Raw genomic sequence first — 21,379 nt, 5'->3', positions numbered from 1 at the left:
CACCATCATAATATATAATAGCAATTAGATAAAGAATAAGAAAATGTGATTCAGACTAGATTATGGGAGGAATTCGATATGTATGCAACAATTTCAGACTTTATTAATGAATGGAATAAGGAAGCTTTATTAACTCAAAACGTACTAGATGGATTGACAGATGATTCATTAAATCAAAAGGTTTATCCGGAAGGACGTACTTTGGGAAGGATTGCGTGGCATTTAACAACATGTATTCCTGAATATTTAGCTAATTTCGGATTGAAAATTGATATGGTTGAAAATGCCGAAAGTGTTCCGGCTACCGCAAAAGAGATTGCAGAAACATATAGAAATGTAAGTGCCAAAGCAGCTAAAGTTATCGAGGAACAATGGACAGATGAAACACTTTCACAAATCCAAGATGCCTTTGGCAGACAAGAAACAAATGCTTCTATTATAATGGGGTTAATCAAGCACACCGTTCACCATCGCGGGCAGGTTACAGTCCTTATGCGTCAAGCAGGAATTAAACCATTTGGGGTTTACGGGCCGCCAAAAGAGGATTGGATTTATTTAGGTGTGGAAAATCCGCCGCTTTAATAATTTTGTACTAAACATCCTTGAACAGTTCATATGTTCAAGGGAATTCTTGTCATTTACGTAATAACAATTTCATTTAAGGAAAATTAGGGGGGCATCAATATTTATGCGACCAAGCATCACAGTAATCACATTAGGTGTAGATGATTTGGAAAAAGCATTGGAATTCTATCGTGATGGTTTGGGATTTCCAACAGAAGGTATTGTAGGTAAAGAATTTGAGCATGGAGCAGTTGCCTTTTTTGACCTACAAGCAGGTTTGAAACTAGCTATTTGGAAACGAGAAGATATTGCCTATGAGGCAAAGGTTACACAGACTTCAGCAAGCCCTACTGAATTTACAATTGGTCACAATGTAAACAATAAAGAAGAAGTGGACAAGGTAATGGAACAGGCCAAAAAAGCAGGCGCAACAATAACGGATCCAGCACATGACACTTTTTGGGGAGGATATTCCGGTCACTTCCAGGATCCGGATGGCCATTTGTGGGAAATAGCCTGGAACCCCGCTTGGGAGATAAAGGACTAGATATTACGTAGTCAAAAAGTATAAAAAATCCATCAATTCAAAAATCTAAGCTAAATCACGTTCATTCTACTTCCTTCAAAATTCGTTCAATCGATATGAGTCGTTCCTTTATTTCTGTCATTTCGGTTGCTAGCTTCTCATTTAGCAGTGTGGTTGCTTTCTGGGCTTCAATTGCATCAGCAGCTTGTTTTCGAAAGACTTCCTCATTTTGGCTTTTTGTCGCTGTTTTTGCAATTGGTACTATAAACAGTACGGCAAGTGCAAGAATTAAAATAATAAATCCCATTCCCGCTAATCCAAAAATAGTTTCACCATTCATCATTTTTTACCTTCTTTCTTTTTAATTGTTAATGCCTTTACAGCTTTATGAACGATTTCTTGTGTAATATGGGTATCAAATGGATTATGATATAGTGAAACTTATAAGGAATGGAAAGGAGATGTTATTTTTATGTTTAGCAACCAAAGTATTGAGATTGTAACAAATGGGGAGGTATGTGCAAAATAATTCCATGCATAAAACCTCCCAAAGATTATGATCTAAACTTTAGGAGGAAATGAAGTTGAATAATATTGATATGATCGATTTGGGACTTACTGAAGAATTTATACAGGAGTCTAAAATATATAACAATCTCTTTATTGGTTGAGTTTCATCACAATCTAAAAATCTATGTAAGGTTATTACGGAAAATGGTGAGATTGCGGCTGAGATATCAGGGAAATTTCACCATAGTGTAAAAGAACTCTACAAGACATGAACTGATCATGCTGCCGAATTTAGGTGTTGTTATAGACACTCCGGGCATGAGGGAGCTTGGGATTATTAGTGCGGATTTAACGAAATCCTTTGCAGATATTGAAGAACTTGCTTATAGTTGTAAATTTAACGACTGTACTCACAAAGATGAGCCAAGCTGTTCGGTGCAAAAAGCAATTAAAGATGGTACTTTATCAGTTGAAAGGCTGGAAAGCTATTGAAAACTAAATAGGGAAACTAAGTATAACGGCCTAAATTCTAAAATGATTGAAAAAGAAAAGATAAATGACATGTTTAGTAGTATGGGTGGCATGAAAAATGCTAGGAAATTCATCAAAGAACAAAACAGAAAAAAAAGAAGATGAAATCCTAGAAATATTTGAAAGGATGATTAGGGAAACGGAAGGAGACTAAAATTGAAAGTAGCATTCATTATTTTTGAGGATTTAACTGCATTAGATTTTATAGGAGTATATGACGCTGTTACAAGATTAAAAACAATGAATTTTATTCCAGAGTTGGAATGGGAAATTTGTTCGTTTACTGAACGGGTTGTTGATGGTACTGGACTAATTTTTACTCCAACTAAAGTAAATGAATCTCTTGAAACATACGACATGGTTATAGTTCCAGGTGGATTTGGTACAAGAAGATTAGTTGATGATAGTGCATTTATTGAATGGTTAAAAACTTCAAAACCTTGTAAAATAAAGGCTTCTGTATGCACAGGTTCTTTGTTATATGGTTCAGCTGGTTTCTTACAAGGGAAATCAGCTACAACCCACCCAAGTGCCTTTGAAAATCTAAAAAAATATTGTACAGTGGTGAATGATCGAATTGTAGATGAAGGGGATGTCATCACAGCAAGAGGTGTAAGTTCATCCATTGATTTAGGTCTTTATCTTTGTGAAAAACTAGCAGGTCATGATGCAAAAGAAAAAATTCGTATCCAAATGGATTATCAAATCAACTAAAATTTAAACGGCTTTGGAGACGAATCTGTTTTAGAGGTTTTGGTAGGCTTTTATGAAGAATTCAATCAAAAGCATATAGAACCGACTATCAATATTCCAAAGGATAATCTAAAAGCTATAAAAAATGGCGTATCTGTGGTTATTTTATATCCACGGATACGCCATTTATTTAATGACTAAAACACATTCGGCTATGTGGTTTGATCCCTTGTATGAAAGGGTACTTCCCTTTAGATTAGCCGCTCAATCTGTTTTCTTTTCCATGACCAGCGATAATACGCATATTGTAAACCAAGACTGACGAAAAAAGCGGCAGGATAGCCGACCCAGATTCCTTTTATCCCAAGGCTGCTGAAATTGGAAAGGAAGTAAGCCACAGGTACTTCTACACACCAAATTGAAAGGATGCTAAACACGGTTGGCCACAAGACCGTTCCACTTGCCCGCATGACCGCACCAATGATCATTCCATGCCCAAAAATCAAATAGCTCCATAGTGTAATCATAAGCAAGCTGTGGGCTATATTCAGGGTATGCTTGCTTGTAAGGAACCAAGATAAAATATCCTGCGAGAATACATAAACGAGGATAATTAATACACCACCAACTAAATAGTTGAGTAATAAGCCGACCCTGATTACTTGACCAAGCCGTTCTTGTTGGTTACGGCCAATAGCCTGGGCTGCAAAAATAGAAACGGCAATTCCAATGCTCATTGCAGGCATGGATACGTAACTTACTACTTGGTTTACAGCACCGTAAGCAGCGGTTGCATCGGATCCAAAACGATTCACAAGGCTTAAGACTGCAATTTCCGCAAGGGATACAAGTATCATATTGACGCTGGACGGAATCCCCAACCGCAACAATAATATCAACAGTTCCAAGTTAATGCGAAGATGCCTCCAAACCGATGCATCGAATTGTAAGGGATGGTTTATTTTTTTTAGGTAAAAGAGCATGATGACGAAAGTCAGGATTGTCGATATCACGGAAGCATATGCTGACCCGTAAACCCCTAATTCCGGCAGACCCAACCATCCAAAGATGAGAAAAGGTAGCAAGACTACATTTAGCGTTGTACTAATAAGGAGCAAATAAAAGGGAGTTTTGGAGTCTCCCGTTCCGCGCATAAATGTAGTATAGGCAATATATAGGAAAAGGACCGGCATCGACCAAAATAAGATCCGTGCATAATGAACGGTCATGCCAATAATATTTTCCGGTGTTCCGATCAGGCGAAGGATATCAAACGTGAAAATTCCACCTATCACCGCCATGACCACACTCAGGATAAAGGTCGTCGTTAAAGTGGTTCCCACGATTTGCTTTAATCGCTCCTCATTATGTGAACCATAGGCTTGCCCAATCAGAATGGAACTCCCCGAGCCGATTCCAATGGTGAATGAAATAAGTAGAAAAAACAATGGAAAAAAGGCAGAAATGGCTGCTAAGGCTTCGACGCCTAGCCACCGACCGACAATGATGCTGCCTGCCAATTGGCCAATCGATTGCAGGGCATTACTAAGAATCAAGGGGATAAGAAACAAAAACATGGAACGCCACAGTGGTTGGTTCCCCATTCCTTGAAAGTTACCATTCCCTTTTTGTATCTCTTGGGTTGATGTCATATTTTGTTCACCTGTATCTTAAGATTTTTTGCATACCCATTTTCAGACTTTTTTCTTCTTGTTGTATCCACTTTCTTCATACGGTTGAAGTTGTTCCAACCATTTATCCTCAAGTTCCACCAAGGCTTCTTTTTCATTAAAATAAGGATCGTCTTTCTTTTTAAGTGTTTCTAATATGTCGATGCTGAATATATCCGCACCATAATAACTCCAGTCTTCTTGCAGCTCTTTGTTCGTAGGTGAGGCAGTGCCTGCCTCTAAACTGAATTTTAGCCCGTTTAATGTTTTAAAATTTCTAGTACTTCCGATAAAAACTTTTCCATTTTGATTATTTTTAATTTGATAAACACCGCCTTCGATCGGCATTTCCTTATAAATCTGTTTTAATTCTTTTTTTCGATCCATTCCCATTGTTAACACTCACTTTCATGCATTATTTTTTTAACCAGTATTGACTTCCATCTGACTTTCTTTCTATAAAGCCATATTCGATTAAATATCTTCGAATCAATGCATAATCTTCATGTATATCTTCTAAAATCTGATTAATTTCTTTTTCTGTATAGATTCTATCTTTTTCGAATTTTCCTTTGATTTCTCGAATGATAATTAATCTTTGTTTTTCTTTCGGAGGGAATTGCGTTAATCGCCCATTAATTCCTTCAGGTAAAAACTTTTTAATGATTTCTCTTTGTTCCGCTTCCGTAACAGCATAGCGATCATCGATCATTTTCGCTGTTTTATGTGGTGGGACAAATGCCGGTGCATACTGATCTTTTTCTTTTAATAGCTCCATTAATGTTAAAAAGATCTTTGCTTGGCGTTCCCTCTCTTTTAACGCAAAACGATGATGCCTGATCGTAGAGGTACTGCCAATGCCCATCTCAGCCTGAACCTCCTTATCGCCTTTACCTTGATAAAAGAGACGAAGCAGTTGATTCTGATGATCGGTAAGCCCTGTTAGTTTCTTATCAAGATTGATTAAATAATCAAATACGGATTGATGGGTACTTTCGATATGAATACGCATATACCTTTCCGCTTCATAGAAAATTCCGTCATAGGGATAAATAATCCCATTTTCTATTTTCTCACCACATAAAAGGCAAATATATGAATCTGACTCTTGAATATACCCCTGTTTAAGTTCCTCTAACGAGGTGTTCCAAAACCGCTCCGAAATATCCACTTTTCAAACACATCCAATCAAAGTTTATTGTAATTCAAACAAAAGTTAAATTTGTTTGTTTAACAAAAAATATAATAATATAAAGTTTACTTACTGTCAAATAAAAAAACAAACGGTTTTTGATATTGTTTGTTTTTTTATAAACGATATATAAAATTGTTTAATCTAATGGCGGTGATATATAATTATGGGACACGGGGTCGAGAACTATGTCCCATTGTGGTACAGGCGAAACTGTAAGGTATAATCAAGTTAAGGGGGTTGGCTGGAATACAACCCATAGATTATCAACATATATGATGGAAATTTTTTCAGAACCTGCTAACCGTCCATGGAGAAATGATTTCGTTAGGGAAGACCCCGACGGATATGTAGGAGGTAGTTATTCAGGAAAAATAAAAGGGTAAAATGGATTGAAAAAGTATTGGAAAGTAAGTGTTCACACGAAAGGAGAAAAAATAGTATGATGACCGTACTGAATTGAATTAAGAGATAATCAAAAGATAATCAGGCGCAATTCTATAGCGAGAATTGCGCCTTCTTTGTGTAAAGTTCCGTTATCGCTAAAGTATGCAATCTTAAACTTTTCCAAGGCCTTTTTTATTCGACAGGTGTCATGCACTTTGACATAGTTGCTTTTATTTTCTCTACAAGGTATTGAAATCCGTATAATAGCAAAGAATCAATAAATAATAGAAGAGACAATTGAAGCTTTTTCATACGAACCAATGATGCTATTCCCCATTTTGTCAGCCACTTATCCACTAATACAAATACGAAAATTGTGTCAACAATTAAATTTAGTGTTAAATACCGATAAAATTTTCCATAAGTAAATTTAAGAATCCACATGGAACCAATCATAAACGGCCCCCATACAAAAGGGAATGAGCCTGATAATTTAGGATGGAATTTTTCATACCACCACCACCAAGTTCTTTTTTTTGCAACAGAATTTTCCCATCTTGTGAGTAAAGCAATAAATATACCTGTTGGGAAAAATCGTTTGACTGCATTTTTCCCCATTAAGGGAAGTGTGAGCCATAAAAATACCATCATCAAAAGTAATATTAGTTTGTTGTATTTCATTAATTTCACCATTTTCACCCCTCCAATATATCCCATAAAGATAATATCCCCTAGAAAGAAAAATCTATGATAGGCAAAAATACAAATGTCCGAAGTTATTGATATATCTAACCTGGATGTTAGAATCATAATGTTGTCAGGGTTTGTATTGGAGAGAAAATTATTTCTACTAAAACCTTTAATCCATTCGAAGATTATTTGTTTAAATAATCAGAGTAATTAGCGATATTTAATGAAAAACTTAATGATAGGCTTTCTTGCCACTCAGGAGGTAAGAAAAAGTGGCATTCACTTCCAAAAATATCTTTATCAATTGGATAAACTTAATAGCTTGAACCATGAAAATATACGCAAAACCCAATGGAAAGGGGCCGGTGAATAATGGAATTAAAATTAACTCCATACTTTATGATGGATGGAAATGCAAAGGATGCTATTCAATTTTATGAAAAAGCATTAGATGCCAAGGTTGTTACCATCCAAACTTATGGGGAGGTGCTTCCAACTTGCCCTTCAGCTATAAAGGGGCATGTAGCGCATGCAATGTTAAAAGTTGGTGAATCTGTACTATTGTTTTCCGATACTCCGGGTCCGGTGATTGAAAAGGGGAATCAATTAATGATTAGCATTTCTACCAAAACAAAAGAAAGATCAAAACAAATATTTGAGACCTTGCAGCAAGGTGGAAAAGTCAATCAACCACTAGAGGAAACTCCATTCAGCCCGGTTTTCGGAAATGTAACAGATAAATTTGGAATCACTTTTCAAGTTGTAACTGAAAGAGAATATTAATTGACTAATACTAGGGTAGGCTGCATTTATGGATACGGATGCAGATATTTAACTGTTGAACGATCAATCAGTTTTTTTGATCAAAAATCAATATGAATTAGGGCTGAATCCAATAATGGTCCAGCCCTTTCTCCAATATCTTCTTGATGTAACTTCTAAAACCAGTAGTCTAAGCTATTTATTTACAGCTTAATACTATGGAAGATGAACTAAGCAATAACTAATCTTTACATAACTATGTTATTACCTACGATATTTTTGCAAAATTTAGGAGGATAAATCCACTACTTTCACCATAAACCTCACCACATAATCATTTAAATTGTAAAACCAAATCAACGAACTCACCATATTTCTTTAGCAGGATTAAATTACTTGTGAATTATTTTTCTTAAATGAAACGGTGGTAGTTTAGTAAAATAAGTAATAACCCGACAAAATGGTGCATGGAATGTCGGACTGACACATTCAGCTTCAGTTATTCTGTTGATGAAAGGAGGTCATTTAATGGATTTGCTAAAGAGCATGAATGATGCAATGGGGCATATTGAGGATAACCTCACTAACGAAATAGACTTCAAAGTGGTGGCAAGAATCGCTCATTGTTCCGAATATCATTTTACAAGAATGTTTTCTTTTCTTGCAGGAATAACATTATCAGAATACATTCGCCGTAGACGATTAAGCTTGGCGGCATTCGAGCTTACAAATAGTAATTTAAAGATAATTGATATTGCGGTTAAATATGGATATAATTCACCAGACTCTTTTACTAAAGCTTTTCATAATTTTCATGGTGTAACACCATCAGAAGCAAGGAATAACGGCCAGCAATTAAAAGCCTTTCCACCAATGACCTTCCAATTATCAATTAAGGGAGGAAATGAAATGAATTACCGAATTGAACAAAAAGAGGGATTTAATATAGTTGGCATTATGAAAAGAGTTCCAATTATTTTTGAAGGGGAAAACCCGGAAATTACAGCGATGTGGAAATCCTTGACGATGGAAAAAATAGAACAATTAAAAAAGCTTTCCAATGTTGAACCAGTAGGGATTATTCAAGCATCAACAAACTTTTCTGAAGGACGTATGGAAGAAAAAGGAGAGCTTGATCAGTATATAGGAGTGGCAACAACACAAGGATGCCATGAAAACTTTTCAAAACTTGAAGTTCCTGCCTTAACTTGGGCGATATTTGAATCAAACGGACCTTTTCCTACTACACTACAGGAAACTTGGGGAAGGATTTATTCTGAGTGGTTTCCATCTTCCAATTATCAAGTAGCAAAAGGACCAGAAATCTTGTCGATTAAAACCCAAGATTTAACTTCATCATCTGTGACAAGTGAAATTTGGATTCCGGTTTTTAAAAGGTAGTAAAATAAAACGAGACGCAGGGTCTGTGTCCCGTTTTCATTGCTATCCTCGCAATTTTGCTGGGATGAAATAAGGTTGTACTGGAAGTGGGAAAACCCGTGATGGAAGAATCATAAATTGATGATGAGAAAAGTTTGTACAACAGCACTGGTGAATATTATTCATCAGTGCTGTTGTAATTTTTGGATGAATTTTTTCTCTCCTTCTGTCTTGTTTTAGATTCCACAATTTAAAAAGATTTATACAAAATGATTTGTGTGAAGTAAGTAACAATTGAAGCAAGATTATGATTATCTACCCAGCGTTTCAAGTCGCTATTGAATATGATTTAAGAAAATAGAAAATGCTAATAAGTAGTAATAGTCACCTAATCTGGAGGGGATATTCTTGAAAATGCGGATGGAGCAACGGCTCCTAGTGGCTATGTGGCTATTCGGCTTGATTGGCCTGATTTTTTTTATTCCACGTAAAGATCGGCGTAAGGGATTCTTGGCATTCATGGTGTTTCAAGCAATCATCTGGCTTTGCGATATATCTTCCTTTACATATGGTTTGTTAAGTGCTCCTATACGAGTGCTCCTAAAAGCGACAGATCTCTCCATTACAATCAATTATGTTTTTAAATTAGTATACGTAGTGGCAACAGTAATTCTTTTTTTCATACCCAAAAATAAAATTTGACTTGCTGTAGTGGCCTTTTTGTTCAATCAGGTTATTTTATTGGATTTAGTACAGTATTGACTACTATTGAGGTCATGCTCGAAAAATATACAGATCTAATTAAGTACATACACTGGGCTTGGTATATTTCTTGGATTACAATCTGTATTTCATTATTTATAGTGTGTTTATTTTGTGTCTGGTTTTTAGCAAAGGGGAATTCTTAAGCATAAATGTGCAAATCATGTCCGAAAAAATGTGGAAACCCCGGGTTGTGATTCCCGGGGTTCTACGTTAACCTTGTGGTTCAAATGTTTGACAATCAGTTTCTTTTTGAGAAGATGCTTCTTTCCCATGGTGGCTTACTACATAAATGGATTCGGCTGCACACTTGTTTCCATTTGCCCAGTACGTACAGTTACTTACTTCACATAACACGTCTTGTGCCATTCAAAAACATCTCCTTTAGAAATAAATTTGGTCGTACAAAAATATCATAACCAAATAAAAAAGTAGATATTCGAAAGGGCACACCTTACCATTATTTTATAGTATGAATGATTTTCATTCTCAATATACATATAATCGAAAAAAAATTCTATTTGACCTGATAATGATTCTCATATACAATCAAGTTAAGTGATATTGAGACTTATTCTCAACAAGGAGGATACTTCATGACATACAAAATAAATGGTTTTATTGATATCCATTCCATTCTTACAAACGAAAGAAAACTTGGTGGTGTCATCGAAGCTAGCGTGATTAGATTACGTACTGGTGAAGAATATAATAATCCTGTTATCACAAACATAGACTTTTTTGGTGGGATCTTCTATTCATTAGGTTTTATTGCTGATAATGGAGATCATATGATTGTAAATGTTAGTGATATAAGCAAAATTACGGAGCCGACTCATAAAAAAATTCACGAGATGAATAATAAAGTGTATAAAGCGGAAAAGTTAAGTGAAAAAAACAGCTACCTTAAGAAATTATGTGATTTAAATAAAGGTGTCTATATCAAAACGTTTATAAATGAAGTGAAACTCCTTGCTGAGGATATTGGGGTAGAAAACATTAATAAGGAAATTGATATTGATTTTTTACAAAAGAATAAGAAGATCGTTAAAATTGCTTAAAATAGCAAAGAATAGAGGTAAATAGACCGTGATTTAATCTAATTACCTCTTTTTTAATTCTTTTATGATTTTGGATCCTCAAGGGTACAAATAGCACTGGGGCGTTTTATTCTTGGAACGATGGTTTCATAAATTCGGAAAATATGGTTCATTTGTTCTTCATCCATATAGGCAACATCAAAATCTTCGGAAATGGCTAAATCAACATTCTGTTTTCCGGTTGCAATCAGGATACCGGCGTCACCTTTTATAACAGGAGATTGGAATACCCCGTCGGTAACGATCTCACGAATATGTTCAATCTCCAGCACGTTAGTCCCTTGGTGAACACGATGCATTAAAGCATATAATTGCGGCGCAACGATTAACGCATAAGGACCGGTATGCCCCATTTGCAGAAGCTTATTTCTCGCATCTACAATATCTTGAAAGGCATGGCCTGACTTCATCCAATCGCCACGGATGTGAGTAATTCTGCCTTTTACATTCATTAACCCGCTAATGTTAAATTCCTTTGAACCGTTAATAATTAAGTCATCCTCTAATAACGCAAGCTGTGTTGCCGCATTGGCTGCTGTGGAAAAATCAACGTTAATGTTAAGCGTTTTAGCATGGGCGATATCTCTCCAAAACAACTTAAAATCTTTATATAAAAGTGGAATCGTTAAATTTTCGCGTTTTACAGGGTCTGAAACCTCTAATGAATCACCATGTAGACTAATGGAGCCAAGGTCATTTTCTTCATATACATCATTCATAATGGACTGTATTCCGCTTCCAAGCGGGCCATAAATATCCAAAATACGTCTTCCGATTAATGTTCTTCTAGCATGATTTATTACTGTTTCCTGTAGGTCATTCCATTCACCATCTGAAAGTGGTGCATCTGGATAACGTGAACTATAACTCATTTTTTCTTTATCTCCTTTTATTAATTATATTTTAAGCTTCCAACTGTAAGCTTTTTTTTCCCAGGAATGATTGGTTTTTCGTTCATGATTGTATGTTCGTTGGAGAATTTCCCTAGCTTCAAATGATCTCCAACATGTTCTTTTTCATCGGTCGGAACGGATCCGGCACGATTGGCAGCCCCACCATATGCTTCGTTTAAAGTATTTAATAGTACTTTAATTCTTTTATAATCTGCTTCTGTCATTTTCCGCATTGACCTTAATGTTTCACCATGCTCTCCTGTCGAGTCGTCATAGAGAGCTAAATCTAAATGCTCCTCAAAATTATGTAATCCAAATTTTTCAAGACTAATATCCTGCAATAAATGAATAAATTCCAGATTATCAATCGATTGATCTTCCTTGTTATTAACGTAGTGGTTAACCCTTGGAAGTAAATCTTTTAGACGGTCTAGACGTTGTTCCTCCTCCTCATAAATATGGTGCCAGTATAAATGCTGGTATTCATCGTTTGCTCCTTCTATTTTTGGCTGTAGCATATTCATAAATGTTGTGACAGCCTCTTCTGTTCGAATAAATAGTTCTTCTAGTTCTTTAATAGCTTCATTGGTCATTCTTTCAACCCCTTAAAGTAGTACTATTATAAGGTTGACAGCAAAAGTCATAAATATACTCAATTGGAGTGAATTCCTAGATAAAATTAGGATTAATTAAGAAAATAAATCTAATTGAAAATTATTCTCAATATTATTGACAAAGAGAATCATTCTCAATTAATATATAGTTAATAATAACGGCAAAATGGAGGTAGAAGATATGGCAAATTTAATGATTGTTGGTGCGGATCACTTAGGCAATATTACAGAGAAATTATTGAATTGCGGGGTAACAAATATAATACATATGGACGGTCGAAAAGATAATATGACAAAACGTAATATTCCAAGTTACGTAGATGTCATTTTTGTGATGACAGATTATATTAACCATAATCTCGCAAAAGTGATCAAGCAAAAAGCAAAAAGTCAGGAGGTTCCAACATACTTTGTTAAACGTTCGTGGTGTTCCATTTTTCAAGCGATACAGCAATGTGAAGTGTTGACAAAGAAATAGTGTCCATTCAGAAAGTATTTCTGCGTGGACACTATCATTAATATTATTCTAATGTTTTTTTCAGAGTTTCAATATTTTTTTCCATAAGGGAAAAGTAGTCTTCATTGTTTTTAATATCTTCTTCGGTTAAGACTGAAAGGTTATGAATACGTAAAACATCTGCATCGATTTCATTTTTAATAATCTCCGCAACCTTTGGAGTAACGTTTTGTTCAAAAATAATATATTTTATTTTACTTGCTTTCGCGTTATCAATAATCTCTTGTAACTGGTGCTGGGAAGGTTCATTTGTAGAAGAAAGTCCAGTAATAGAAATTTGTTTAATACCATACCTTTTCTCCCAATAACCATATCCGGCATGAGAAACTAAAATTTTCGGTGATTCTTTTCCTTTTATTAGTTTTTCAAAGCTTCCGTTTAATTGTTCTAATTGCATTTTTAAAGTATTGAAATTAGCATTAAAATCTTCTGTTGCTTCTGGTTTTAATTCTATTAAGCTATCTTTAATGTTTTCCGCTAATTTTATCGCTAATATTGGGTCAATCCAGACATGTGGATCGACGTCCCCATGGTTATGAATATCCGCATGTCCAGCAGTATGTTCTTCTTCATCGGCGGCAATCATTGTAATACCATTTGATGCTTCGACCATTTTTACATTTTCATCTTTGAGCGCTTCAGCAATTTTTTTTGCATAAGGTTCCATAATCTCGCTAGAAAAAATAAACTCGTCACCGTCTGCAATCTCAATCATTGTTTTTGTTGTTGGTTCGTACGTATGGGCATTTATTCCTGGAGGAATAATAGTTGTTACGTCCACATGCGAGCCTCCAATTTTCTTTGTGAAATCTTCTAATGGAAACAACGTTGTATAAACTTTAAGAGTATCATCAGTAGTTGGATCATTTTCAGCCTGGTCTATTTCATTTGGCTTTTGACTGCATCCTGTTATAAATACGCTAACTAATATAAACAAAATAAAAAGTCCGATTGTTTTTTTCACATTTTTACCCCCTTTTATACCCTTTGTAATTATATCGTAATTATTACGATTTGCAAGTCATAATCATTACGATTTAAAATTTTATTAGATTTCATACTTTTATCACAAAATGTTCATATAATATAAGTTGTGAATTTACACATAGTAAATACAGTGGCAAACTAGGAGGAACATAGAGAATGAGATATTTTGCGATAATTTTTGCAATAATGTTAATTATTTCTGGATGTGGAACTAATGAAGAAAAACAGGAATCAAATTCAGGTATTGAAGAGTTTGTACCTATTGCAGTCGATATTGTGATTCATCCAAGTCCAATTGAGGTCAATAAAGAAGTAACCTTTGAAGCTACCGTAACCCAAGGTAATGAAAAAGTTGATGATGCTTCAGATGTAGAATTTGAAGTATGGAAAGATGACGAAGAAAACCATGAAAAAATAAAAGGTGAGAACCAAGGGGATGGAATTTATTCAATAAAAAAATCATTTGCTAATATAGGGACGTATCATGTGATTGCACATGTCCAAGCAAGAGATCTGCATACAATGCCACAAAGGGATTTTGATGTTGTTGATTTAACTGCTACGCAAATTGAAACGGATACAGAAATAGAGCATCAGCATGCGGCAGAAGGCGATCATCATCATGGGTCAGATCTGTTAATACATTTTATGAGTGATGAGAAAATGAAGGTTGATGAAGAGAGTAAATTGCAGACCCATCTAACTTATAAAGGTGCACCATTACAAGGGGCTAAAGTAAGATTTGAAGTTTGGCCGGATGGTCAAGAAAAACATGAATTCATTGATGCGGTTGAAGCCAAGAATGGAGAGTATTCAGCTGTAAAAACATTTACGGAAAAGGGATTGTATAATGTAAAGGTTCATGTTGAAAAGAAAGATACTGATATACATGACCATAAGGAGGAAAAAGTAACAATTCAATAAATGGACAGACACAGATATTACTTTCATGGCATAGGATTGGTAATAGGCAAATACCTACTATGTTAAATGGAGGTGATTTTGTGTCTTTATTAATTACAGCTATGGGTTATCTTCTAAAAGAGCTATTTTTTCTTGTCTCTTATGTAAAAAACAACGCTTTTCCACAGCCGTTATCTGAACAGGACGAAAAAAAATATCTTCTTCTAATGGAGCAAGGAGATCCTGATGCCAGAAATCGACTGATTGAGCATAACTTAAGACTTGTAGCCCATATTGTAAAAAAGTTTGAAAATACTGGGGAGGACTCTGAAGATTTAATTTCTATAGGTACCATTGGTTTAATTAAAGCAATTGAAAGCTATTCCTTCGGAAAGGGAACAAAGCTTGCGACCTATGCTGCCAGGTGTATAGAAAATGAAATCCTTATGCATCTCCGGGCCTTAAAAAAGACGAAAAGAGATGTTTCCTTACATGATCCTATCGGTCAGGATAAAGAAGGGAATGAAATAAGTTTAATCGATATTTTAAAATCCGAAAATGAGGATGTTGTAGATACAATTCAACTTTTAATGGAGTTGGAAAAAATAAATGAGTATATTCACATATTAGATGAAAGAGAAAAGGAAGTCATCGTAGGTCGATTCGGTTTAGATTTGCAAAAGGAAAAAACGCAGCGGGAAATCGCAAAGGAGCTTGGGATCTCAAGGAGTTATGTCTCCAGGATAGAGAAACGGGCTTTGATGAAGCTATTTCATGAATTTTATCGGAATGAACGGAAAAAACGAGGATAATGAACTAAAGGGGGCTGCAGCCCCCTTTTCTTGTCTAGCTTCAGCACCCAGCGACTAGTAAACTTCGCCCGCCTCCCTACGATAAGTCAACATCGATTCGCTCTGCTCATCGTGTTTCCTATATCTCAGTCACCGTGCTCTAGTTTATACGTCGCTAAACGGGTGCTTCCGCTTTTCGGATTTTGACAAAATTTCGAACAGTTGGATCTCGTGATTAATTTCACAAGTACTCCAATACCCCTAGATGTAAGATATTAGTAAATCATTGTTTGGGGGATTAAGACATGGATTTTGAACTAGAGGATTTGGAACCGATAAAACAAAAAAAGCGGAAACGGATACGAAAATGGTCGATTGCAAGACATTGTGTTCAGATTTTTATATTACTGTTCTTTTTATCTCCATTAGTATTAGTGGAAGTTGAAGGAGAAAACTTTTTTTATGGATCCTTATCATCTTCCCAAATTTTTGGGATACCCCTGTCGGATCCTTTTAGTGCCCTTCAGGTTACTTTAGCATCAAGGCAAATCATCTGGAGCTATCTTGGAGGGGCACTGATCATCTTTTTAGGGTATTTGTTAATCAGGGGACGAGTATTTTGCAGTTGGGTTTGCCCGGTTAACACCTTGTTGGAGGTTACCGATAAAATCAGAAAATATGTCGATTTACCTGACAAGCCCTTAGATAGAAAAACAAAAATGTATATCGCCATCGTGACGCTTGTTCTATCTTTTGTAATGGGAGTGCCGATATTTGAAATTATTTCACCCATTGGGAATACAATGAGAAGTCTTATTTTTTCAATGGGAATGGGTTTATGGTTTTTACTAGCTATCGTTTTATTTGATTTAGTTGTTTCAAGACGGGGCTGGTGCCGTTATTTATGTCCGCTCGGCGGGTTATACCAATCAATTGGGAAATTCGGATTATTCAGGGTAAAGTTCGATCATAATCGTTGCATGGGGTGTGATATGTGTAGGTCGGTTTGTTTATCTGATCCTGATATTTTAGAGCCATCTATTAACCGCTTGGAAATGTATGTATCGGATGCCGATTGTACACTATGTGGAAAATGCGTGGACAACTGTCCTGTAGAAGCACTGTCAATCACAATTAAAAAACAAGATCTCGTTAAATTAGATGCGCATCGTGAAGAAAAGAAAAAATGGTATAAAGGTGCATGAAATTGTAATGGCAGTCTCAAAAATTGTTGAGACTGCCTAATGTATTTTAGATCTTTTTTAATTTAAAAGTTCCAATCATCATCAAAGCCAGACCAATTATGACGTACATAAATAGATAGGAAGGCAAAACCGATACTAAAAGGGTGGAAAATGTTAATATAATTCCGGCTACTGTAATTGGCAAGCCTGTAAAATATCCGTTATTTTCAGTAATGTTGAATTTGGATAAACGGATCGCTCCACAAATGATATAGATAATGGCAAATAATATACCCGGTGCACCATATTCAAAAAGAACCAATTGGTAGGTCAGTAAAGCCGGCGCAACTCCAAATGAGACAATGTCACACATTGAATCAAGCTGTTTGCCGAACTCTGATTCAATACTTAGTTTCCGGGCAACCAATCCATCAAAGCGGTCGGAAAGTGCTGCAATAAAAATGAGTAATAAGCTGAGTTGATATTCACCCCGTAAAACCGCCAGCAATGCGCAAACTCCAAAGCTTAAGTTCATGATCGTCAAAATATTTGCTACTTGTGACTTGATTTTTTTAATTGTATGATCAATATATTGTGATAAAAACATAGAAATGTCCCCCCACTTTTAACGATTTTAACTATTTTATGATTCAAAAATTACATATAGTAGGGAAATCGAAAAATGGGTTCTGAAAAGGAGGAAATTTTAATTATGCTTAAGTATTTTTACCGTTTTCTTATTGATTTGACTAATAATTTATACATTTCAAGTATAGTTCGCGCCTATACGACTTCAAAAATAAGTAAAAGATTAATCCCATCTTTTATTAAGGTTTTTAAAATAAATGAGAGTGAGATCGAGAAAAATATTAACGATTATAAAAGTTTACATGATTTTTTTATTCGTACTCTGAAAAAGGATGCCCGTCAAATTGATGAAGATTCTACAACTGTGATCAGCCCTGTCGATGGCTTTGTAGAGGATTTGGGTACGATCACGGAAGAAAAGAATATTCTCGTTAAAGGTCAGCTCTTTTCTATTAGAAAAATGTTGGGGAATGATCAAGCATTTGAAAAGTACATCGACGGTGTTTTCATGATCATTTATTTAAGCCCTAAGGATTACCATAGAATACATAGTCCGGTGTCTGGGCAAGTTATTTCGCAATGGGACCTTGGTGGAAAATCATATCCGGTAAATAAATGGGGATTAAAGTATGGAAAGTCACCTTTATCAGAAAATTATCGAAAAATTTCAGAGATTGAATGTAATGGAGTTCATGTCGTTCTTGCGAAGGTCGGAGCACTGTTTATTAATAGTGTTACACTAACACATGAAAATGAGTTTTTGGAAAAAGGTGAAGAAATTGGCTATTTTTCATTTGGGTCAACTGTAATCCTACTATTTGAAAAAGATAGTTTTAAAGCGAATGGTAATATAAAAAATAAATCAATAAAAATGGGTCAAAAAATTGGTGTTTTAGTTCAAAATTTGTTGAATAATATGATAGAATAATTTTTGACTGAATTTTTTTACAAATAGAGGAGGCACTGGGATGAAAAATGTGCTAATAAATAAAATAGTCGAAATAGTCGTTACTGAAAATCAGTTACGAAGCTTTTGGAAGAAGCTTGGGAATGACCTTGAATTTGAAACATTAAGCAACGAACAGCTTATGAAACTAGCTATGAGGGAGATTCAAGAGGCATCTTTAACCGAACTAGATTCACATTTAATTGATAGGGGCTGGAGAACAAGGGATGAAATTGAGGGGAAAATGATTGCCGAGGATAATTCAAATCCACGCTTTCATGTGGAATTAATTGACACAGACCAAGAGGGAACTCCTTCCAAAATATTAATTGATCGTATGCTAGAGCTTCAATGTAACGAGTGTGGATTTAACTTTTTTATTCAGGATACCGATATGGATGCTAATACTCTAAACTGTCCAAAAGATGGAGGGAAATTAACGATAACAGGAAATAATGCTAAAAAGATAAATAAAAATTAACTCGAAGGGGAATGGAGAAGTGGAACATTCAGTAGCACAAGAGATTTCAAACTTTCAAATTTACTTAGCAGTTATCATTTTCTTAGCTACATATGCATTCATTATTACAGAAAAAATAAATAGAGCAGTTGTTGCATTACTTGGTGCCATTTTAATGATTGGATTTGGTATTGTTGATTTAGAATCAGCCTTTACGCACCATGTTGACTGGGGAACAATTACTTTATTAATAGGGATGATGATTTTAGTTGGAATTACGAGCACCACTGGTGTCTTTCAATATGCTGCCTTAAAATCAGCAAAATTTGCAAAAGGTGATCCAATTAAAATATTAGTAGTATTGTCACTTTTAACCGCATTTGCATCTGCATTTTTAGATAATGTTACAACCGTTCTATTAATTGTACCTGTTACGTTTTCAATTACAAGACTATTAGGAGTAAATCCTGTTCCATATTTAATTTCTGAAGTTTTATTTTCTAATATTGGAGGAACAGCAACATTAATAGGTGATCCGCCCAATATTATGATTGGTAATGCTGTTAAGCATTTAACGTTTAATCAGTTTCTATTTAATTTAACACCAGTTGTTGTTGTCATTACTCTAGTAACAATGGTTTTGATTTATTTTATGTTCCGCAAGCAATTAACAGTCGATGAATCGCAAAAACAGAAGCTTATGGCATTGGATGAAAACGAATATATTAAAGATATGGTATTAATGAAAAAATCATTAATCGTTCTCGGTCTTACCATCTTAGGTTTTGTTCTGCATTCTGTTATACATCTTGAGGCGCCAGTAGTAGCGTTAGCAGGGGCAACTCTATTAATGTTAATCGGTGTTAAAGAGCATGATCTTGAGCAAGTATTCCATAGCGTAGAATGGGTTACAATCTTTTTCTTTGCCGGTTTATTTACACTAGTTGGCGGGCTCGTTGATGTAGGGATCATTAAAAGTTTAGCAGAAAAAGCATTGGATCTTACGGGTGGCCATATTCCGACTGCCGCGATATTAATTTTATGGGTATCAGGTATTGCTTCTGCGTTTATTGATAATATTCCATTTGTTGCAACGATGATACCGTTAATTCAAGATATGGCGCTTGGTATGAACTTACCTGTAGATGCACCAGAAATAGATGCATTATGGTGGTCCTTATCACTCGGTGCATGTTTAGGAGGAAATGGTACACTTATAGGTGCTTCTGCAAACGTTATCGTTGCCGGAATTGCTGCTCGTGAAGGAAATGGCTTTACCTATATGCAATTCTTAAAAATTGGTGGTCCATTAACTTTAATTGCATTAGCTATTTCACATGTTTATATTTATTTCAGATATTTAACCGCTTTCTTGTAAGAAAAGCGTAAGCACCCGTTTAGCGACGAAAAAACTGGAGCACGTCGACTGAGATAAAGGAAACACGACGAGTCTTTGACGAGTCGATGTTGACTTATCGTAGGGAGGCGTGTGAAGTTTTACGAGTCGCTGGGTGCTGGAGCTAGACAATAGAAAAGCGTAAGCACCCGTTTAACTGGAGCACGCAAAAAAACATCCTGTTCCATTTTGGGACAGGATGTTTCATTTCTATTCAAGGTGCATCTGCAACTTTTATGATGTTTTTTTTATCTTAGTGTGCAATGAACGGCGTTCAATTTCTTTTTTAATTAGTTGAATAAAATCTGGACTTAAGTTAAGTTCGATGGCCTTGTAGAATGACTCTAATAATAATTCATCAGATAATGTTCTCATTTTTGTTAGCCAGGAGTGCTGGCCATTCACCTCCTACAAGTTTTAAAAATATTTTCTCTTTTTTTATTTCTCTTTGTCATTTTTTCTTTTTTTTTACATATATTTAATATTTTCTCCCTATGTCTATACATTAACATGTTTTATATTTTAGAACAATCGTTCTTATATCCACAGATAAAAGTGGATAACTTGTGGGTATTATGTTTATAATGTAAATAATTCCAGTTAATTCAACCTTTAATAATGTGCATAAAGTTATCCACAATCGAGGATTTTATTGAAATTTGTCGAAAAGTTTTTTTGAATAACAATATTCGACAAAAAAACAATGTATTTCTGTAAATAATGTTTTGAAACGTTGTCGGACTTTGGCTATTATTAGTAAGGGTATAGGGAAGTTAAAGTTAAAGTTAAAGTTTAATTGTTTAGAGGTGTTTGTCTTGCTAGATTTGTTTTTACCAAATGAGCATGTAAAAAGTATTTTTGAGATTGACCCGGCAAAATTGAAGGAAAGAGGTATTAAAGGAATTATTACTGATTTGGATAATACCCTTGTTGAATGGGATCGTCCGGAAGCAACGCCAAAGTTAGTAGAATGGTTCCAAAAGATGAAAGACCATGGCATTATCATTACGGTTGTTTCCAATAATAATAAAGAACGAGTGAAGCAGTTTTCAGGACCATTAGGTATTCAGTATATATATGAAGCAAGAAAACCGATGGGAAGAGCTTTTCGAAAAGCTGTTCATGATATGAATCTAAAAAAAGATGAGGTCGTTGTAATTGGAGACCAACTGTTAACAGACGTATTAGGAGGTAACCGTTCCGGGCTCCATACGATATTAGTTGTACCAGTAGCCCAATCCGATGGTTTCTTTACTAAATTTAACCGTCGAATTGAACGATCTATTTTAAACAGGATGAGAAGAAAAGGTATGGTATATTGGGAGGAATAATT

General features: G+C 35.2%; 29 protein-coding genes. 18 read left to right on the top strand and 11 right to left on the bottom strand.

Annotated features, from left to right (window positions below; translation table 11 throughout):
* Positions 1-78 precede the first annotated feature (78 nt).
* Complete coding sequence (locus tag P9E47_RS07865) at positions 79-582, top strand: DinB family protein (protein ID WP_003329849.1); 504 nt, start codon at positions 79-81, stop codon at positions 580-582.
* A 106-nt stretch (positions 583-688) separates the two neighbouring features.
* Positions 689-1,111 carry a VOC family protein gene (locus tag P9E47_RS07860; RefSeq protein WP_003329850.1) on the top strand — a complete coding sequence of 141 codons (423 nt, stop codon included), beginning with the start codon at positions 689-691 and terminating at the stop codon, positions 1,109-1,111.
* A 61-nt stretch (positions 1,112-1,172) separates the two neighbouring features.
* Here the strand turns inward: P9E47_RS07860 and P9E47_RS07855 are convergent, their stop codons facing one another.
* Entirely contained in the window at positions 1,173-1,433 is a 261-nt protein-coding gene (locus P9E47_RS07855; protein WP_039956963.1) for a hypothetical protein, read from the bottom strand.
* 446 nt (positions 1,434-1,879) lie between these two features.
* Here P9E47_RS07855 and P9E47_RS07850 point away from each other — a divergent pair, with 446 nt between their 5' ends.
* Together P9E47_RS07850 and P9E47_RS07845 are read left to right on the top strand one after the other, a co-directional pair.
* Positions 1,880-2,092 carry a ribosome small subunit-dependent GTPase A gene (locus P9E47_RS07850; RefSeq protein WP_003329852.1) on the top strand — a complete coding sequence of 71 codons (213 nt, stop codon included), beginning with the start codon at positions 1,880-1,882 and terminating at the stop codon, positions 2,090-2,092.
* A gap of 195 nt (positions 2,093-2,287) precedes the next feature.
* A complete protein-coding gene (locus tag P9E47_RS07845) occupies positions 2,288-2,845 on the top strand; it encodes a DJ-1/PfpI family protein (protein WP_035195852.1) in 558 nt (185 codons plus the stop codon).
* A gap of 230 nt (positions 2,846-3,075) precedes the next feature.
* On the opposite strand, the gene P9E47_RS07840 is transcribed toward P9E47_RS07845, so the two are convergent.
* Genes P9E47_RS07840 through P9E47_RS07830 form a run of 3 tightly spaced genes read right to left on the bottom strand, consistent with a single transcriptional unit; the run spans position 3,076 to position 5,665 of the window.
* On the bottom strand, positions 3,076-4,476 hold the full coding sequence (locus tag P9E47_RS07840) for an MATE family efflux transporter (protein ID WP_407697175.1): 1,401 nt from the start codon (positions 4,474-4,476) through the stop codon (positions 3,076-3,078).
* Positions 4,477-4,518: 42 nt separating this feature from the next.
* Positions 4,519-4,881 carry a GIY-YIG nuclease family protein gene (locus P9E47_RS07835; protein ID WP_035196008.1) on the bottom strand — a complete coding sequence of 121 codons (363 nt, stop codon included), beginning with the start codon at positions 4,879-4,881 and terminating at the stop codon, positions 4,519-4,521.
* A gap of 28 nt (positions 4,882-4,909) precedes the next feature.
* Positions 4,910-5,665: a DUF2087 domain-containing protein gene (locus tag P9E47_RS07830; protein ID WP_326163053.1), complete on the bottom strand. Its 756-nt coding sequence runs from the start codon at positions 5,663-5,665 to the stop codon at positions 4,910-4,912.
* A gap of 209 nt (positions 5,666-5,874) precedes the next feature.
* Between P9E47_RS07830 and P9E47_RS07825 the strand changes: the two genes are divergently transcribed.
* The gene (locus P9E47_RS07825) at positions 5,875-6,072 is read left to right on the top strand and encodes a hypothetical protein (protein ID WP_003329858.1); all 198 of its coding nucleotides are present in this window, start codon (positions 5,875-5,877) and stop codon (positions 6,070-6,072) included.
* A 193-nt stretch (positions 6,073-6,265) separates the two neighbouring features.
* On the opposite strand, the gene P9E47_RS07820 is transcribed toward P9E47_RS07825, so the two are convergent.
* Positions 6,266-6,766, bottom strand: a complete 501-nt coding sequence (locus P9E47_RS07820; protein ID WP_326163051.1) for a hypothetical protein — start codon at positions 6,764-6,766, stop codon at positions 6,266-6,268.
* Positions 6,767-7,135: 369 nt separating this feature from the next.
* Here P9E47_RS07820 and P9E47_RS07815 point away from each other — a divergent pair, with 369 nt between their 5' ends.
* The 4 genes from P9E47_RS07815 to P9E47_RS07800 all read left to right on the top strand — a co-directional run bounded on the left by P9E47_RS07815 (position 7,136) and on the right by P9E47_RS07800 (position 9,813).
* A complete protein-coding gene (locus tag P9E47_RS07815; protein ID WP_326163049.1) occupies positions 7,136-7,546 on the top strand; it encodes a VOC family protein in 411 nt (136 codons plus the stop codon).
* Positions 7,547-8,053: 507 nt separating this feature from the next.
* Entirely contained in the window at positions 8,054-8,926 is an 873-nt protein-coding gene (locus P9E47_RS07810) for an AraC family transcriptional regulator (RefSeq protein ID WP_326163048.1), read from the top strand.
* Between the two features lie 387 nt (positions 8,927-9,313).
* A complete protein-coding gene (locus P9E47_RS07805; RefSeq protein WP_326163047.1) occupies positions 9,314-9,607 on the top strand; it encodes a hypothetical protein in 294 nt (97 codons plus the stop codon).
* Complete coding sequence (locus tag P9E47_RS07800) at positions 9,604-9,813, top strand: CBO0543 family protein (RefSeq protein WP_326163046.1); 210 nt, start codon at positions 9,604-9,606, stop codon at positions 9,811-9,813. The genes P9E47_RS07805 and P9E47_RS07800 overlap by 4 nt, the downstream gene beginning before the upstream one ends.
* A 67-nt stretch (positions 9,814-9,880) precedes the next feature.
* On the opposite strand, the gene P9E47_RS07795 is transcribed toward P9E47_RS07800, so the two are convergent.
* Complete coding sequence (locus P9E47_RS07795) at positions 9,881-10,036, bottom strand: DUF1540 domain-containing protein (RefSeq protein ID WP_003332267.1); 156 nt, start codon at positions 10,034-10,036, stop codon at positions 9,881-9,883.
* Between the two features lie 227 nt (positions 10,037-10,263).
* Here P9E47_RS07795 and P9E47_RS07790 point away from each other — a divergent pair, with 227 nt between their 5' ends.
* Positions 10,264-10,728 carry a hypothetical protein gene (locus P9E47_RS07790; protein ID WP_326163044.1) on the top strand — a complete coding sequence of 155 codons (465 nt, stop codon included), beginning with the start codon at positions 10,264-10,266 and terminating at the stop codon, positions 10,726-10,728.
* Between the two features lie 62 nt (positions 10,729-10,790).
* Here P9E47_RS07790 and P9E47_RS07785 read toward each other — a convergent pair whose 3' ends face one another.
* On the bottom strand, positions 10,791-11,639 hold the full coding sequence (locus P9E47_RS07785; protein ID WP_003332270.1) for a family 1 encapsulin nanocompartment shell protein: 849 nt from the start codon (positions 11,637-11,639) through the stop codon (positions 10,791-10,793).
* A 20-nt stretch (positions 11,640-11,659) separates the two neighbouring features.
* Positions 11,660-12,253 (bottom strand): IMEF encapsulin system ferritin-like cargo protein, encoded by a 594-nt coding sequence (locus tag P9E47_RS07780; protein WP_326163043.1) that lies wholly within the window; start codon positions 12,251-12,253, stop codon positions 11,660-11,662.
* A 202-nt stretch (positions 12,254-12,455) separates the two neighbouring features.
* Here P9E47_RS07780 and P9E47_RS07775 point away from each other — a divergent pair, with 202 nt between their 5' ends.
* Entirely contained in the window at positions 12,456-12,752 is a 297-nt protein-coding gene (locus P9E47_RS07775) for a DUF2325 domain-containing protein (protein ID WP_003332272.1), read from the top strand.
* Between the two features lie 43 nt (positions 12,753-12,795).
* On the opposite strand, the gene P9E47_RS07770 is transcribed toward P9E47_RS07775, so the two are convergent.
* Positions 12,796-13,755, bottom strand: a complete 960-nt coding sequence (locus P9E47_RS07770) for a metal ABC transporter solute-binding protein, Zn/Mn family (protein ID WP_326163042.1) — start codon at positions 13,753-13,755, stop codon at positions 12,796-12,798.
* Positions 13,756-13,934: 179 nt separating this feature from the next.
* Between P9E47_RS07770 and P9E47_RS07765 the strand changes: the two genes are divergently transcribed.
* From P9E47_RS07765 to napH, 3 genes are all read left to right on the top strand, one after another.
* Entirely contained in the window at positions 13,935-14,702 is a 768-nt protein-coding gene (locus tag P9E47_RS07765; protein ID WP_326163041.1) for a FixH family protein, read from the top strand.
* An 80-nt stretch (positions 14,703-14,782) separates the two neighbouring features.
* Complete coding sequence (gene sigK / locus P9E47_RS07760; protein ID WP_003332275.1) at positions 14,783-15,493, top strand: RNA polymerase sporulation sigma factor SigK; 711 nt, start codon at positions 14,783-14,785, stop codon at positions 15,491-15,493.
* Positions 15,494-15,777: 284 nt separating this feature from the next.
* Complete coding sequence (gene napH, locus P9E47_RS07755) at positions 15,778-16,677, top strand: quinol dehydrogenase ferredoxin subunit NapH (protein ID WP_326163040.1); 900 nt, start codon at positions 15,778-15,780, stop codon at positions 16,675-16,677.
* A gap of 46 nt (positions 16,678-16,723) precedes the next feature.
* Here the strand turns inward: napH and pssA are convergent, their stop codons facing one another.
* A complete protein-coding gene (pssA, locus tag P9E47_RS07750) occupies positions 16,724-17,263 on the bottom strand; it encodes a CDP-diacylglycerol--serine O-phosphatidyltransferase (RefSeq protein ID WP_003332278.1) in 540 nt (179 codons plus the stop codon).
* Between the two features lie 105 nt (positions 17,264-17,368).
* Here pssA and P9E47_RS07745 point away from each other — a divergent pair, with 105 nt between their 5' ends.
* From P9E47_RS07745 to P9E47_RS07735, 3 genes are read left to right on the top strand one after another with little or no spacing between them, the layout of a single operon-like run.
* A complete protein-coding gene (locus P9E47_RS07745) occupies positions 17,369-18,172 on the top strand; it encodes a phosphatidylserine decarboxylase (RefSeq protein ID WP_039957609.1) in 804 nt (267 codons plus the stop codon).
* Between the two features lie 40 nt (positions 18,173-18,212).
* Positions 18,213-18,671, top strand: coding sequence for a hypothetical protein (locus P9E47_RS07740; protein WP_003332280.1), 459 nt, complete (start codon positions 18,213-18,215; stop codon positions 18,669-18,671).
* Between the two features lie 19 nt (positions 18,672-18,690).
* Positions 18,691-20,028: an ArsB/NhaD family transporter gene (locus tag P9E47_RS07735; RefSeq protein WP_003332281.1), complete on the top strand. Its 1,338-nt coding sequence runs from the start codon at positions 18,691-18,693 to the stop codon at positions 20,026-20,028.
* Positions 20,029-20,280: 252 nt separating this feature from the next.
* Here P9E47_RS07735 and P9E47_RS07730 read toward each other — a convergent pair whose 3' ends face one another.
* The gene (locus P9E47_RS07730) at positions 20,281-20,421 is read right to left on the bottom strand and encodes a sporulation histidine kinase inhibitor Sda (RefSeq protein ID WP_003332282.1); all 141 of its coding nucleotides are present in this window, start codon (positions 20,419-20,421) and stop codon (positions 20,281-20,283) included.
* Positions 20,422-20,810: 389 nt separating this feature from the next.
* On the opposite strand from P9E47_RS07730, the gene P9E47_RS07725 reads away from it, so the two are divergent.
* Positions 20,811-21,377 carry a YqeG family HAD IIIA-type phosphatase gene (locus tag P9E47_RS07725; protein ID WP_326163156.1) on the top strand — a complete coding sequence of 189 codons (567 nt, stop codon included), beginning with the start codon at positions 20,811-20,813 and terminating at the stop codon, positions 21,375-21,377.
* Positions 21,378-21,379: the final 2 nt, after the last annotated feature.

It is taken from the genome of Schinkia azotoformans, from assembly GCF_035811335.1.
Lineage (GTDB): Bacteria > Bacillota > Bacilli > Bacillales > Bacillaceae_J > Schinkia > Schinkia azotoformans.
This window is presented reverse-complemented; position numbering and strand designations above follow the sequence as displayed.

Bases quoted from the DNA above. Each gene is read 5' to 3' on its own strand.
- P9E47_RS07865 (WP_003329849.1), top strand. From the start codon at position 79: ATGTATGCAACAATTTCAGACTTTATTAATGAATGGAATAAGGAAGCT.
- P9E47_RS07860 (WP_003329850.1), top strand. From the start codon at position 689: ATGCGACCAAGCATCACAGTAATCACATTAGGTGTAGATGATTTGGAA.
- P9E47_RS07855 (WP_039956963.1), bottom strand. From the start codon at position 1,433: ATGATGAATGGTGAAACTATTTTTGGATTAGCGGGAATGGGATTTATT.
- P9E47_RS07850 (WP_003329852.1), top strand. From the start codon at position 1,880: ATGCTGCCGAATTTAGGTGTTGTTATAGACACTCCGGGCATGAGGGAG.
- P9E47_RS07840 (WP_407697175.1), bottom strand. From the start codon at position 4,476: ATGACATCAACCCAAGAGATACAAAAAGGGAATGGTAACTTTCAAGGA.
- P9E47_RS07835 (WP_035196008.1), bottom strand. From the start codon at position 4,881: ATGGATCGAAAAAAAGAATTAAAACAGATTTATAAGGAAATGCCGATC.
- P9E47_RS07825 (WP_003329858.1), top strand. From the start codon at position 5,875: ATGTCCCATTGTGGTACAGGCGAAACTGTAAGGTATAATCAAGTTAAG.
- P9E47_RS07820 (WP_326163051.1), bottom strand. From the start codon at position 6,766: ATGGTGAAATTAATGAAATACAACAAACTAATATTACTTTTGATGATG.
- P9E47_RS07815 (WP_326163049.1), top strand. From the start codon at position 7,136: ATGGAATTAAAATTAACTCCATACTTTATGATGGATGGAAATGCAAAG.
- P9E47_RS07810 (WP_326163048.1), top strand. From the start codon at position 8,054: ATGGATTTGCTAAAGAGCATGAATGATGCAATGGGGCATATTGAGGAT.
- P9E47_RS07795 (WP_003332267.1), bottom strand. From the start codon at position 10,036: ATGGCACAAGACGTGTTATGTGAAGTAAGTAACTGTACGTACTGGGCA.
- P9E47_RS07790 (WP_326163044.1), top strand. From the start codon at position 10,264: ATGACATACAAAATAAATGGTTTTATTGATATCCATTCCATTCTTACA.
- P9E47_RS07785 (WP_003332270.1), bottom strand. From the start codon at position 11,639: ATGAGTTATAGTTCACGTTATCCAGATGCACCACTTTCAGATGGTGAA.
- P9E47_RS07780 (WP_326163043.1), bottom strand. From the start codon at position 12,253: ATGACCAATGAAGCTATTAAAGAACTAGAAGAACTATTTATTCGAACA.
- P9E47_RS07775 (WP_003332272.1), top strand. From the start codon at position 12,456: ATGGCAAATTTAATGATTGTTGGTGCGGATCACTTAGGCAATATTACA.
- P9E47_RS07765 (WP_326163041.1), top strand. From the start codon at position 13,935: ATGAGATATTTTGCGATAATTTTTGCAATAATGTTAATTATTTCTGGA.
- napH (WP_326163040.1), top strand. From the start codon at position 15,778: ATGGATTTTGAACTAGAGGATTTGGAACCGATAAAACAAAAAAAGCGG.
- pssA (WP_003332278.1), bottom strand. From the start codon at position 17,263: ATGTTTTTATCACAATATATTGATCATACAATTAAAAAAATCAAGTCA.
- P9E47_RS07745 (WP_039957609.1), top strand. From the start codon at position 17,369: ATGCTTAAGTATTTTTACCGTTTTCTTATTGATTTGACTAATAATTTA.
- P9E47_RS07740 (WP_003332280.1), top strand. From the start codon at position 18,213: ATGAAAAATGTGCTAATAAATAAAATAGTCGAAATAGTCGTTACTGAA.
- P9E47_RS07730 (WP_003332282.1), bottom strand. From the start codon at position 20,421: ATGAGAACATTATCTGATGAATTATTATTAGAGTCATTCTACAAGGCC.